The sequence below is a fragment of the Candidatus Nanopelagicus hibericus genome (genome assembly GCF_002288005.1).
Taxonomy (GTDB): Bacteria; Actinomycetota; Actinomycetes; order Nanopelagicales; family Nanopelagicaceae; genus Nanopelagicus; species Nanopelagicus hibericus.
In genome coordinates this window covers 852071-865952 of record NZ_CP016771.1, presented here as the reverse complement: position 1 = coordinate 865952, position 13882 = coordinate 852071, and the positions used below count along the sequence as shown (strand labels likewise).

The following is a 13882-nucleotide window of genomic DNA, read 5'->3' as shown; positions in this document are numbered from 1 at the left end:
ACCAATTATGGCTGCAATCTCCCGCGATGAAGTAGCAAACCTAGCCCGGCTAGCCCGAATCTCAATGTCGGATGAAGAGCTAGATCATTTAGCTGGTGAGATGGATGTAATTCTTGGTGCGGTAAAGCGAGTTCAAGAGGTGGCATCAGCAGATGTCAAACCAACATCGCATCCACTTGATGTCAATAATGTAACCCGTGAAGATGTAGTAACCCCAAGTCTGTCGCCAGAGCAATCTTTATCTGGTGCGCCAGCAACTGCTGAGCAAAGATTTAAAGTGCCACAAATTTTAGGTGAAGAGTAAATGAGCATTAGAGATAATGCCTCAGAAATGGCAGCTGCCCTTAATAAAAAAGAAGTTAGCGCAGTTGAGTTAGCAAATCAGCATTTTGATCAAATTAATGCAGTCGATAAAGATGTACATGCTTTTTTATATTTAGATAAAGAAGGTGCTTTAGCGCAAGCAGAGTTAGTAGATAAGAAGCGCCTTGCTGGTGAGAAATTATCACCTCTTGCAGGCGTGCCACTTGCTTTGAAAGATGTAATGGTGCAAAAAGATGTGCCGACAACTTGTGGCTCTAAAATTTTAGAGGGCTGGAAACCACCATATGACTCAACTGTGGTTAGTAAGTTAAAAGCTGCTGGGATTGTAATTTTAGGTAAAACAAATATGGATGAGTTTGCGATGGGATCATCAACTGAGAACTCAGCATTTGGTCCAACTCATAACCCTTGGGATTTATCTAGAATTCCTGGTGGTTCAGGCGGTGGATCATCAGCAGCACTTGCAGCATTTCAGGCACCACTTGCAATCGGTACTGATACTGGTGGATCAATTCGCCAACCTGCAGCTGTTACCGGAACTGTTGGCGTAAAGCCAACTTATGGCGCAGTTTCTAGATATGGATTAGTTGCATTCTCATCCTCACTTGATCAGGCAGGACCTTGTGCTCGAACAGTTTTAGATGCAGCACTTTTACACCAAGTTATTGCCGGCTTTGATCCAAAGGATTCAACTAGCATAAATCAGGTAACCCCAGATGTAGTTGCAGCTGCTAAGAAACTTGATGTAAAGGGAGTCAAGATTGGTGTAGTTAAACAATTAGCAGGAGATGGCTACCAAAAAGGTGTTGAAAACAAATTTAATGAAGCGATTGCTGAGTTAGTGAAATTAGGGGCTGAAATTGTTGAAGTATCTTGTCCAAATTTTGAGTACGCACTTGCTGCTTATTATTTAATCGCACCGAGTGAGTGCTCATCAAATCTAGCAAGATTTGACTCCATTCGATTTGGTTTAAGAGTGGGCGATGATGGGACAAGGGGCGCCGAGGAGGTAATGAATTTAACTAGACAATCTGGGTTTGGTCGTGAGGTGAAGCGGCGAATTATTCTTGGCACCTACGCTTTATCCTCTGGTTATTACGATGCTTATTATGGTTCAGCCCAAAAGGTGCGCACACTAATCAAGCAAGATTTTGATAAAGCATTTGCTAAATGTGATGTATTAGTCTCACCAACTACTCCGACTACGGCATTTAAAATTGGTGAAAAAAGTAATGATCCACTTGCGATGTATTTAAATGATATTGCAACAATTCCAGTAAATATGGCTGGTATTGGCGGCATGAGTCTGCCTTGTGGTTTAGCAGATGAGGATAATTTACCGGTTGGATTTCAAATCATGTCACCTGCAATGAAAGATGATCGAATGTATTTAGTTGGCGGAGCACTTGAGGCAGCACTGCTGGCTAAGTGGAAAAAACCTATTCTAGATTTCGCACCAAAGTTAGTGGGTTCAAAATGAGTTTAAATTATGATCAAGTATTAGAAAAATATGAGCCAACATTAGGACTTGAAGTACATGTTGAGTTGAATACCAAATCAAAGATGTTTTGTGGTTGTGCTACTGATTTTGGGGCGGCGCCAAATACCCAAACCTGTCCAGTCTGCTTGGGGTTACCAGGTGCGTTGCCAGTTGTTAATAAGCGGGCGATCGAAAGCACAATATTAATTGGCCTAGCTTTGAATTGCTCCATCGCACCCTTCTCAAGATTTGCTCGTAAAAATTACTTCTATCCAGATATGCCTAAGAATTTTCAAACCTCCCAGTATGACGAGCCAATCTGCACCAACGGGTATTTAGATGTTGAGGTTGAAACTGATGAGGGTAGTAAAACTTTTCGAGTGGAGATTGAAAGAGTGCATATGGAGGAGGACACTGGTAAATCACTTCATGTCGGTGGCTCAACTGGGCGAATCCATGGCGCTGATTACTCACTCCTTGATTACAACCGGGCAGGAATTCCGTTGGTAGAAATTGTTACCAAGATGGTGCCGAATACTGGCAAATACGCACCAGCTGTTGCCAAGGCTTATGTAGCCACTTTGCGGGATATTTTGAAAGCTTTAAAAGTCTCTGATGTAAAGATGGAGCAAGGTTCACTTAGATGTGATGTGAATCTGTCACTTTCTAAATCTGGCAGTGGAAAACTTGGTACTAGAAGTGAGACAAAAAATGTTAATTCACTGCGCTCAGTTGAAAGAGCGGTAAGTGGTGAGGCGGTGCGCCAGGGAAATAGATTAGAAAGTGGTGAAAAAATTGTGCAAGAGACTCGTCACTTCTTAGAGGAGAGTGGTCAAACTAGGCCAGGTAGATCTAAGGAGCAGGCGGAGGATTACCGATACTTTCCAGAGCCAGATTTAGTTCCAGTTGCACCAGATAGTAAATGGATTGAAGAGTTACGTAAATTGCTACCAGAAAAACCAGCTGAGCGTCGCAAACGATTACAAACTGCATGGGATGTGCCAGATAAAGAGATGGCAGCGATGGTTAATGCGCAGTTGCTAGATACTGTTGAGCAAACAGTTTTACTTGGCGCGGATCCAACAAAGGCTAGATCTTGGTGGTTAGGTGAGATCTCTCGAATTGCCAATGATCGCGCGGTGTTAGCAACTGAATTAATATCAGTGAAGGATGTTGCTCAAATAATTGAATTGATAAGTAAGGGTGAATTAACTGACAAATTAGCTCGGCAAGTTGTTGAGGGTGTAATTGCAGGTGAAGGATCACCTACTGAGGTAATTGCAAAACGTGGACTTAAGGTTGTCTCTGATGATTCCGCACTTATGAAGGCGATCGAAGCAGCAATCACTGCCGCTCCTGATACAGCTGAAAAGGTTCGCAGTGGCAATATCCCAGCAGCGGGTGCTTTGATTGGTGCGGTGATGAAATTAACAGGTGGCCAAGCAGATGCGGCTAAGGTGAGAGAACTATTACTAAAGCATTTAGGGCAATAAACTAATCTCATGAGCGAAAAAAATCTACCAAATAAAATGAAGCCACGATCTGGCTTAGTTACAGATGGTATGGAGCGAGCTCCGGCACGAGGAATGTTGCGTGCTGTTGGTATGAAGGATGAGGATTTTGCTAAGCCACAGATTGGTATTGCATCCTCTTGGAATGAAATTACACCCTGTAATTTATCCCTAGATAGATTAGCCAAAGCATCAAAGAAGGGCGTAATTGATGCTGGTGGATTTCCAATGCAATTTGGCACGATCTCAGTCTCTGATGGAATTTCTATGGGACATGAAGGAATGCATTTTTCTCTGGTATCAAGAGAGGTAATCGCTGATTCAGTTGAGACTGTGATGCAGGCAGAGCGATTCGATGGCATGGTCACCTTTGCTGGTTGTGATAAATCTTTGCCAGCGATGATGATGGCAGCAGCACGGATGGATGTGGCAAGTGTTTTTGTTTATGCAGGTTCCACCATGCCAGGAAAGATAGATGGCAGAGATGTCACAATCATTGATGCATTTGAGGCGGTTGGTGCTTGCGCTCGCGGATTAATCTCGCAGGAGGAGGTTGATAAAATTGAAAGGGCTATTTGCCCAGGTGAAGGTGCATGTGGTGGTATGTACACCGCTAACACGATGGCGGCAGTAGGTGAGGCAATTGGTTTATCACTGCCTGGTTCAGCATCCCCTCCCTCTATTGATCGCCGCCGTGATGATTACGCAGTTAAATCAGGAGCTGCGGTTGTGGAGTTAATTCGCAAGGGAATTACCACCAGGCAGATTCTTACCAAAAAAGCTTTTGAAAATGCAATCACAGTTGTTATGGCACTAGGTGGATCAACTAACGCCGTACTTCACTTGCTTGCAATTGCTCATGAAGCAGAGGTTGATTTAACACTTGAAGATTTTCACAGAGTTGGTTCTAAGGTGCCATTACTTGGTGACTTAAAACCATTTGGAAAGTATGTAATGACTGATTTCGATAAAGTTGGTGGAATTCCAGTGATTCTTCGGGCGCTGCTAGATGCAGGTCTACTACATGGAGATTGTTTGACTGTTACTGGACAAAGTATGGCGGAGAACTTAAAGAATATTAAACCACCTGATGCTGATGGTGAAATATTAAAAGCGGTGAAAAATCCACTTGCTTTGGGTGGTGGGATAACAATCCTTCATGGGTCGTTGGCGACAGAGGGTGCAGTTTGTAAAACAGCGGGAATAGATGTTGAATTTTTTGAGGGTCCAGCAAAGGTTTTCGAGCGTGAGCAATCTGCGATGGATGCATTAGAAAGTGGTGCGATTGTGGCAGGAGATGTTGTAGTAATTCGATACGAAGGACCAAAAGGTGGTCCTGGTATGCGAGAGATGTTGATGATTACTGGCGCCATTAAGGGGGCAGGTCTTGGTAAATCTGTCTTGCTATTAACAGATGGGCGGTTCTCAGGAGGATCTACTGGATTATGTGTTGGCCATGTTGCACCAGAGGCGGTTGATGCAGGACCAATAGCATTTATCAAAAATGGTGATCTGATCAGAGTTGACATTAAAAAACGTACTTTAGATTTAGTAGTTGATGAAAAAGAGATGAATGAGCGAAAGAAAAGCTTTAAGCCAATTCCACATAAGTACCGTCGTGGTGTATTAGCGAAATATTCAAAACTAGTGGGCAGTGCTTCAAAGGGTGCGGTCTGCGATTAATTGCACTTTTGTTATAAGCACGCTCAAATAATGAGATCACTATCTCAGGGTTTGACTACCTGATATCTGACCTGCGAAACTACGCCTATGAAGAAGACATCGCTAATCTCACAACTTTCGATCACATCAGTGGTCGTAGTGATTATCGAGCGTGCGCGCTAACAGCAATAGTTAGTTCGCACCCCTCAGATAAAACTGGGGGGTTTTGTATTACGGGAGCAATAAAGGAAGGAAATGATGGGCAAGATGAACGGTGCGCAAAGCTTAGTTAACGCACTTGAAGCCGCTGGTGTTGATGTCATGTTTGGCATCCCAGGGGGCGCAATTCTTCCTGCCTACGATCCAATTTTTGATTCTAAGATTCGACATATTTTAGTAAGGCATGAACAAGGCGCGGGACATGCAGCAACTGGTTATGCCCAAGCTACTGGGCGAGTTGGTGTTTGTATTGCAACCTCAGGTCCGGGCGCAACAAATTTAGTAACCCCACTTGCTGATGCCCAGATGGATTCAGTTCCAATGGTGGCAATTACTGGACAAGTACCTTCAGCAGCGATTGGTACCGATGCGTTTCAAGAGGCAGATATTCGTGGTGTAACCATGCCAATAACTAAGCACAATTATTTAATAACAAATCCGGATGATATTCCACAGGCGATTGCAGAAGCTTTTTATATTGCCAGCACCGGCAGACCTGGTCCGGTATTAGTTGATATTGCCAAGGATGCACTTCAAAAGGAGACGACTTTTAATTACCCAAAAACTGTTTCACTTGCAGGCTATAACCCAGTGTTGGAGCCAAAAAGTGAAGCGGTCAGAGATGCAGCTGCGCTGATTGCTCAATCCAAGAAACCTCTGCTTTATGTTGGTGGCGGTGTAATTAAGGCAAATGCCGCACGAGAGTTGATGCAGCTTGCTGAAATAACTGGCGCACCAGTAGTTACTACCTTGATGGCAAGAGGTGCTTTCCCAGACTCTCATAACCAACATCTTGGAATGCCTGGTATGCATGGCACAGTTGCTGCTGTAACTGCGCTACAAAAAGCAGACCTGCTAATAACTTTAGGCGCAAGATTTGATGATCGAGTTACTGGCAAGCTCTCAACCTTTGCACCAAATGCCAAGATAATTCATGCTGATATTGATCCAGCCGAGATTGGTAAAAATCGTCATGCTGATGTGGCATTGATTGGTGATTTGAAAAACATATTAAAGGTGCTAAACCCAGCAACCAAAGCAGCGCTAGCAAAATCTGCTCCCGATTTAACTCCATGGCTTAATGAGGTTTATGGGTGGCGCAAAAAATTTCCACTTGGCTATGACAAACCAGCAGATGGTTCTGTTTCACCGCAATATGTAATTGAAAGAATTGGCAAGATTTCAGGCCCTGACACAATCTTTGCAGCCGGTGTTGGTCAACATCAGATGTGGGCCTCACAATTTATTGGTTATGAGAAACCAAGAACCTGGCTTAACTCAGGTGGTCTTGGCACGATGGGGTACGCAGTTCCAGCGGCAATGGGTGCAAAGGTTGGCGCACCTGACACAACTGTGTGGGCAATAGATGGTGATGGCTGCTTCCAAATGACAAATCAAGAGTTAGTGACCTGCGCGTTAAATAATATTCCAATTAAGGTAGCGGTGATTAATAATGAATCATTAGGAATGGTTCGCCAGTGGCAAACACTGTTTTATAACGAGCGCTACTCAAATACTGATCTGCATTCAAAGCGAGTTCCTGATTTCAAATTGTTAGCAGAGGCGATGGGTTGTGTTGGAATGCGATGTGAGAAGCCAGAGGATGTTGATAAGACTATTGAGGCAGCTATGGCGATTAATGATCGCCCAGTAGTAGTTGATTTTAATGTCCATCGTGATGCGATGGTTTGGCCAATGGTGGCAGCTGGCACATCTAATGATGATATTACCGTTGCCAGATCAATGGCACCTGTCTGGGATTCACAGGAGTTGTAATGGCAATTCACACATTGGCTGTCTTGGTAGAAAACTCACCTGGTGTTCTAGCGCGAGTAGCATCTTTGTTCTCTCGTCGCGGCTACAACATTGATTCACTTGCAGTGGGTCCAACAGAAAACCCAACAGTTTCTAGAATGACTATTGTTTTAAACTTAGAAGGGCACGCTCTTGATCAAGTAAGTGCGCAATTATTTAAATTAGTAAATGTTATTGGCATCTCTGAAATGAAGGATTCTGACTCCCTAAAGCGCGAGATTTTATTAGTGAAGGTTGCCAACACCCCTGCCAATAAAGAAATTGCTAAGAAGCACCAAGCGGTAATTGCAGATGAATCTGCCACCACCGTTTCAATTGAAGCGGTCGGAAGCTCTGCTGCGATTGAAGCATTGTTAAATGATTTAAAACCAAGCGGAATTCGTGAGTTAGTTCAATCAGGCTTAGTGGCGCTAGAGCGGGGAGATCACACCCTGGCGGACCGTACGCTAAGCACTATGGGAACTGCTAACGAGTCAGATCCAAATAGCTCAACTGCTGATTACCAGAATTAAACCAACAACCTAAGGAGATATAAAGTGGCAACGATGTATCACGATGAAGATGCAGATCTAGCAATTATCCAATCTAAAAAAGTTGCGGTAATTGGCTACGGCTCACAAGGACATGCGCATGCACTATCACTTCGTGATAGCGGTGTTGATGTTGTAGTTGGTTTAGCGGAAGGGTCAAAATCAAGACCAAAAGCAGAGGCTGAAGGTCTGAAGGTGGCAACAGTTGCCGATGCAGTAAAAGGCGCAGATGTGGTGATGCTCTTAGCTCCTGATCATGTGCAACGCCATATTTATAATGATTCAATTGCGCCAAATATCAAAGATGGCGCAGCTTTATTTTTTGGTCATGGCTTTAATATTAGATTTGGTTACATCAAACCAACTAACAAGGTTGATGTTTGTATGGTTGCACCAAAAGGCCCTGGTCACTTAGTAAGGCGAGAATACTCAGCAGGTAGGGGAGTGCCAGTAATTGTGGCGGTAGAGCAAGATGCAACTGGAAATGCCTGGCCATTAACACTTTCTTATGCCAAAGCAATCGGCGGTCTGCGCGCTGGTGGAATCTTGACCACATTCACCGAAGAGTGTGAGACAGATTTATTTGGTGAGCAATCAGTACTTTGTGGTGGTGCATCCCAATTAGTTATGTATGGATTTGAAACCTTAATCGAGGCTGGTTATCAACCAGAGGTTGCCTATTTTGAGTGCTTACATGAATTAAAACTAATTGTTGATCTTATGTATGAAGGTGGCATCGCAAAACAGCGATGGTCGGTATCAGATACAGCCGAGTATGGTGATTACATCTCAGGTCCAAGAGTTATTGATCCAAGTGTTAAAGAGAATATGAAGGCGGTACTAGCTGATGTGCAATCAGGTGCATTTGCTAAGCGCTTTATTGATGATCAAGATGCTGGTGCTCCTGAGTTCAAGGCACTTCGCGCAAAAGGTGAGGTCCATCCAATTGAGCAGGTTGGTAGAGATCTTCGCAAAATGATGTCTTGGGTGAAATCCTCAAACAAAGATGATTACAAAGAGGGAACCGCAGCGCGTGGCTAAACCCGTTGTATTAATTGCTGAAGAGCTCAGTCCTGCCACATTAGCGGCGTTAGGACCTGAGTTTGAGGTGCGCAATTGCAACGGTGCAGATCGCAGTGAATTACTAGCAGCGCTTTCTAAGGGAGTTGATGCGGTTTTAATCCGTTCTGCTACCAAGATGGATGCGGAGGCAATTGCTGCAGCAAAAGGGTTAAAGGTAATCGCTAGAGCAGGTGTGGGTTTAGATAATGTTGAAATTCCTGCAGCTACTGCTGCAGGCGTTATGGTGGTTAACGCTCCTACCTCAAATATTGTCTCGGCCGCCGAATTAGCAATTGGATTGCTCCTTGCTACTGCAAGATTTATCTCACCTGCGCATGCCGCTTTGAGAAATGGTAAGTGGGCAAGATCTAAATACTCTGGTGCTGAGTTATTTGAGAAAACTTTAGGAGTTGTGGGTTTTGGAAAAATTGGCCAATTGGTTGCCCATCGGATGCAAGCATTTGGTATGAATGTGGTTGCTTATGATCCATATCTTCAGCCAGCAAGAGCTGCGCAATTAAATGTCAGATTAGTTGAACTTGATGAATTACTTAAAACAAGTGATTTCATCTCAATTCACCTACCAAAGACAAAAGAGACAGCAAATTTAATTGGCGCAGATGCACTCAAAAAAGTTAAACCAACGGTAAGAATCATTAATGCAGCCCGTGGTGGTGTATTAGATGAGACTGCTCTTTATGAAGCGTTGAAATCTGGAAGAGTTGCTGGCGCCGGGCTTGATGTTTTTGCCACTGAACCATGTACTGATTCACCTTTGTTTACATTAGATAATGTGGTTGCCACGCCGCACTTGGGAGCCTCAACCGATGAAGCACAGGAGCGAGCTGGAATTGCAGTAGCAACATCTGTCAGAAAAGCTTTATCTGGTGAATTAGTGCCAGATGCAGTAAATGTAAAAGGTGGCGCAATAGATGAAGCGGTCAGGCCAGCACTTCCACTTGTTGAAAAATTAGCACAGGTTGCTACCGCACTTGCAGAGGATGTTATATCTGCAATTGATGTTGAGGTTCGAGGCGAGATTTCAACTCTCGATGTTTCAGTGCTTGCAACTAGCGCACTAAAAGGGGCCTTGCTTGCTATGGGCACTGAAGATGTTACTTATGTCAATGCGCCAAATCTTGCTAATGAAAAAGATTTAACCTCGACGGTTTCAACTAATGCTGAAAGTCCAGATCACCGTAATTTGGTTTCTGTACGGGCAGCTTGTGCTGATGGCAGCCAAGTATTTGTCAGTGGCACCTTAATGGGAATTAGGCAAGTAGAAAAGATTGTTGGAATCGATCAATTAGATCTAGATTTAAAACCTTCAAGTAATTTACTGTTCCTAAGGTATGCCGACCGTCCTGGTGTGGTTGGTGTGGTTGGAAATGCACTGGGCAAATTGAAAATAAATATCGCTGATATGCAGGTGGGTCGTACCCAAGCAGGAGGCCAAGCCTTGATGGCACTAACTGTTGATTCGGTTATTCCTAAAGAGATCATTGATGTGATTGCAAAAGAGACTGGTGCTTCATTAGTCCGCTTTGTTAATTTGGTGAGTGAGTGAAAACCTACAACTTAGCAACAATTCCAGGAGATGGAATCGGACCTGAAGTCGTAACTCAAGGCTTGCGGGTTTTAGATACCGTTGCTAAAAAATATGATTTAGAGTTTAAAAAAACAAATTACGAACTGGGCGCAGCCTACTGGCATAAAACTAAGGAAACTTTGCCAGATTCGGTTATGGCAGAGTTAGCGAAAGCCGATGTGATTTTGTTAGGCGCAGTTGGCGATCCCACCGTACCAAGTGGAGTGTTGGAGCGAGGCTTATTACTAAAGCTGAGATTTGCATTTGAGCATTACATTAATTTAAGGCCGGCAAAATTATTCCCAGGAGTTACATCCCCAATTACAAACAACAAGGGAATTGATTTCATTGTAGTTAGAGAGGGGACCGAGGGGTTATATGTTGGTGCTGGCTCATTGAAAGATGAGGGAACAAATAAAGAGTTGGCAATTGAAGAATCAATAAATACCTATAAGGGTGTGGAGCGGGTGATTCGAGATGCTTTTAATCGAGCAATGAATCGTCCCCGCAAAAAACTTACTCTGGTTCATAAAAACAATGTATTGACTAGAGCGGGTGGACTTTGGACCCGAGTGTTTAATGAGGTGGCTAAGGATTTCCCACAAATTACAACTGATTACCTACATGTAGATGCAGCATCAATGTTCTTTGTTACCAACCCAGAGCGATTTGATGTAGTGGTAACTGATAATTTATTTGGCGATATTATTACTGATATTGCTGCAGCAATTTGTGGGGGAATTGGTTTAGCAGCAAGTGGAAATATCAATCCAACCGGACAGTTTCCCTCGATGTTTGAGCCTGTCCATGGTTCAGCACCAGATATTGCCGGCAAGAATTTAGCTGATCCAACTGCAACAGTTTTATCAATTGCTATGATGTTAAATCATCTTGGGCAAGCGAAAGCGGCAAGTGATGTGGAGGTTGCGGTGGCTAAGGACTTAGCTGCACGTGGTGAGAAGAAGCGATCAACCACCGAAATTGGCGACGCATTAGTGGCTGGAGTCCTATGAAGGTAATTAGTAATGCAAATTCAAATCCAGTTTCAGCCGTTGAACGAGACAAACGAGTAGCAGAGCCAGGTTTTGGTAAGTACTACACCGACAATATGGTGGTAGCTGAGTGGAGTGAGACAGCTGGTTGGGCTGATGCAAATTTGCAACCATATGGTCCAATTACATTAGATCCGGCGGCAATGGTTTTTCATTATGGTCAAGAAATATTTGAAGGAATGAAGGCTTACTCACAACCAGATGGTGGAGTTTCATTATTTAGGCCAGATGCAAACGCAAAACGGTTTGCAAAATCAGCTGCTCGTATTGCATTGCCTGAAATGCCAGTTGATTTTTTTGTAAAAACTGTTGAAGAGTTAGTAAAAGCAGATGCTGGTTGGGTACCAAAGAAGGTTGGTGAATCTCTATACCTTCGCCCATTTATGATCGCAACTGAGGTTGGTTTAGGAGTACGGCCTTCCAATCATGCGACCTATATTTTAATTGCCACTCCAGCGGCTGCTTACTTCAACGCTGCAAAAGCGGTAACAGTTTGGATCTCAACTGAGTATGTGAGAGCAGCATTAGGTGGTACCGGTGAGGCAAAGTGTGGCGGAAATTATGCAGCGTCTTTGCTCGCGCAAAAGCAAGCAGCTAAAGAGGGTTGTGATCAAGTTGCCTATATCGATGCAGTTGAACGAAAATGGGTAGAGGAGATGGGTGGCATGAATCTCTACTTTATTAAGGGAAGTGGAAAGAGCGCCAAAATCATCACACCAAAATTAACCGGCACATTACTTCCTGGCATCACTCGAGATTCAATATTAACTTTGGCAGCAGATCTTGGATACAAAACCGAAGAGGCGATGATCTCAATTGATGATTGGCGCGATGGCGTTAAATCAGGTGAGATCACAGAGATTTTTGCTTGCGGCACAGCAGCAGTTGTCTCGGCAGTAGGTGCTGCAAAAAGCATTCACGGCACTTGGCAAACTGGTAATGGTCAACCAGGTGTTATCACAAATGAGATACGCGCAGCATTGCTAGCGATTCAACATGGCACAGCAGCAGATAAGCATGGCTGGAATAAAAGAGTTATCTGATGCCAATTAATGATTCATTTCATATTTATGACACCACACTTCGTGACGGCGCCCAACAAGAGGGTTTAAATCTTTCAGTTCATGACAAATTAACTATTGCCAGACACTTAGATGACTTAGGTGTTGGTTTTATTGAAGGTGGCTGGCCAGGAGCGAATCCTAAAGACACTGAATTTTTTAAACTAGCGCAAACTGAGTTGAAACTGAAAAATGCCACCTTTGTTGCATTTGGTGCGACAAGGCGCCCTGGTGTTAAAGCTGCCGATGATCTACTGCTCAGAGCCTTGGTTGATTCAAAAGCAGCAGCTGTCACACTGGTGGCAAAAAGCCATGATCGCCATGTTGACCTGGCATTAAAGACTCAATTAGATGAAAACTTAGCAATGATCGCTGATTCAATTAAATTTTTAAAATCTGGTGGACAACGAGTTTTCTTAGATGCTGAGCACTTCTTTGATGGTTATATTTCAAATAAAGCTTACGCTCTTGAGGTGGTAAGAGTGGCGGCGGAGGCCGGTGCTGATGTAGTTGCGCTCTGTGACACAAATGGTGGCATGTTGCCAGATGAGTTATCAAATATTGTGCATGAAGTATTAACGATGTCGAAGGCACGGCTGGGAATTCATTGTCATAATGACACTGGCTGCGCAGTTGCAAATTCATTAGCGGCAATTTCTGCTGGCGTAACCCATGTGCAGGGAACATTGAATGGATATGGTGAGCGAACAGGTAACGCTGATTTGGTAAATATCATTGCAAATCTTGAGCTAAAAAAGAACAAAACTGTCTTACCTAATGGCAAATTGCAAGAGGCATTTCGTATTTCACATGCAGTCGCTGAGATTACAAATGTGGCGCCAAGTGCCCGTCAGCCATATGTTGGAACCTCAGCCTTTGCGCACAAAGCAGGATTACATGCCTCCGCAATAAAAGTTGATCCCATGATGTATCAACATGAAACACCAGAATCAGTAGGCAATGACATGCGAATGTTGGTTTCTGAGATGGCTGGTCGTGCTTCAATTGAATTGAAATCAGTAGAGCTTGGCATTGATTTGGGTGGGGATAAGAATTTAATTGCCAGAGTAGTTGAAAAGGTTAAAGAGCTTGAAGGAAAAGGCTTTACCTTTGAAGCAGCTGATGCCTCCTTTGAATTACTGCTTCGTACTGAGGTTTTGGGCAAGCGGCCAAGCTTTTTTACCATTGAAGATTGGCAAACCACGGTTCATCAGGATGAATCTGGAAAAGTAACAAGTAAGGCAACAGTTAAAATTAAAGCAAAGGGTGAAAGCATCTCTGCAAATGGTGTGGGAAATGGCCCAGTTAATGCTATCGATAACGCTTTAAGATCTGGATTAGAAAGTTTTTATCCAGAGTTATCAAAACTTGAGCTAACTGATTACAAGGTGCGTATTTTGGAAGGTCGTTTAGGAACTGGTGCGGTGACTAGAGTTTTAGTTGAGACCAGTGATGGCAATGGCGAGTGGAGCACAGTAGGCGTGCATGAAAATGTGATTGCAGCCTCAGCAATGGCATTAGATGACGCGGTTACCTATGGCTTACTAAGGCAGGGACGAAAACCCGAGTAATCTGCTG

The 13882-nt window shown here is 43.7% G+C and carries 11 protein-coding genes; all 11 read left to right on the top strand.

Annotated features, from left to right (window positions below; all coding sequences use genetic code 11):
• The first annotated feature begins 7 nt into the window (after positions 1-7).
• The 11 genes from gatC (at position 8) to cimA (ending at position 13875) form a co-directional block, all read left to right on the top strand.
• The gene (gene gatC, locus B1s21160_RS04485) at positions 8-304 is read left to right on the top strand and encodes an Asp-tRNA(Asn)/Glu-tRNA(Gln) amidotransferase subunit GatC (protein ID WP_095672570.1); all 297 of its coding nucleotides are present in this window, start codon (positions 8-10) and stop codon (positions 302-304) included.
• Positions 305-1804, top strand: coding sequence for an Asp-tRNA(Asn)/Glu-tRNA(Gln) amidotransferase subunit GatA (gene gatA, locus B1s21160_RS04480; protein WP_095672569.1), 1500 nt, complete (start codon positions 305-307; stop codon positions 1802-1804).
• On the top strand, positions 1801-3297 hold the full coding sequence (gene gatB / locus B1s21160_RS04475) for an Asp-tRNA(Asn)/Glu-tRNA(Gln) amidotransferase subunit GatB (protein ID WP_095672568.1): 1497 nt from the start codon (positions 1801-1803) through the stop codon (positions 3295-3297). The genes gatA and gatB overlap by 4 nt, the downstream gene beginning before the upstream one ends.
• 9 nt (positions 3298-3306) lie before the next feature.
• Positions 3307-4998 (top strand): dihydroxy-acid dehydratase, encoded by a 1692-nt coding sequence (ilvD, locus tag B1s21160_RS04470; protein ID WP_095672567.1) that lies wholly within the window; start codon positions 3307-3309, stop codon positions 4996-4998.
• A 237-nt stretch (positions 4999-5235) separates the two neighbouring features.
• Complete coding sequence (locus tag B1s21160_RS04465; RefSeq protein WP_095672913.1) at positions 5236-6972, top strand: acetolactate synthase large subunit; 1737 nt, start codon at positions 5236-5238, stop codon at positions 6970-6972.
• A complete protein-coding gene (ilvN, locus tag B1s21160_RS04460; RefSeq protein ID WP_095672566.1) occupies positions 6972-7523 on the top strand; it encodes an acetolactate synthase small subunit in 552 nt (183 codons plus the stop codon). The genes B1s21160_RS04465 and ilvN overlap by 1 nt, the downstream gene beginning before the upstream one ends.
• A 33-nt stretch (positions 7524-7556) precedes the next feature.
• Positions 7557-8582, top strand: a complete 1026-nt coding sequence (ilvC, locus tag B1s21160_RS04455) for a ketol-acid reductoisomerase (protein ID WP_190276977.1) — start codon at positions 7557-7559, stop codon at positions 8580-8582.
• The gene (gene serA, locus B1s21160_RS04450) at positions 8575-10170 is read left to right on the top strand and encodes a phosphoglycerate dehydrogenase (protein WP_041888069.1); all 1596 of its coding nucleotides are present in this window, start codon (positions 8575-8577) and stop codon (positions 10168-10170) included. The genes ilvC and serA overlap by 8 nt, the downstream gene beginning before the upstream one ends.
• Entirely contained in the window at positions 10167-11204 is a 1038-nt protein-coding gene (locus tag B1s21160_RS04445; protein ID WP_041888071.1) for a 3-isopropylmalate dehydrogenase, read from the top strand. Before serA ends, B1s21160_RS04445 begins: the two co-directional genes overlap by 4 nt.
• On the top strand, positions 11201-12286 hold the full coding sequence (locus B1s21160_RS04440; RefSeq protein WP_095672565.1) for a branched-chain amino acid aminotransferase: 1086 nt from the start codon (positions 11201-11203) through the stop codon (positions 12284-12286). The genes B1s21160_RS04445 and B1s21160_RS04440 overlap by 4 nt, the downstream gene beginning before the upstream one ends.
• A complete protein-coding gene (gene cimA / locus B1s21160_RS04435; protein WP_095672564.1) occupies positions 12286-13875 on the top strand; it encodes a citramalate synthase in 1590 nt (529 codons plus the stop codon). Before B1s21160_RS04440 ends, cimA begins: the two co-directional genes overlap by 1 nt.
• Positions 13876-13882: the final 7 nt, after the last annotated feature.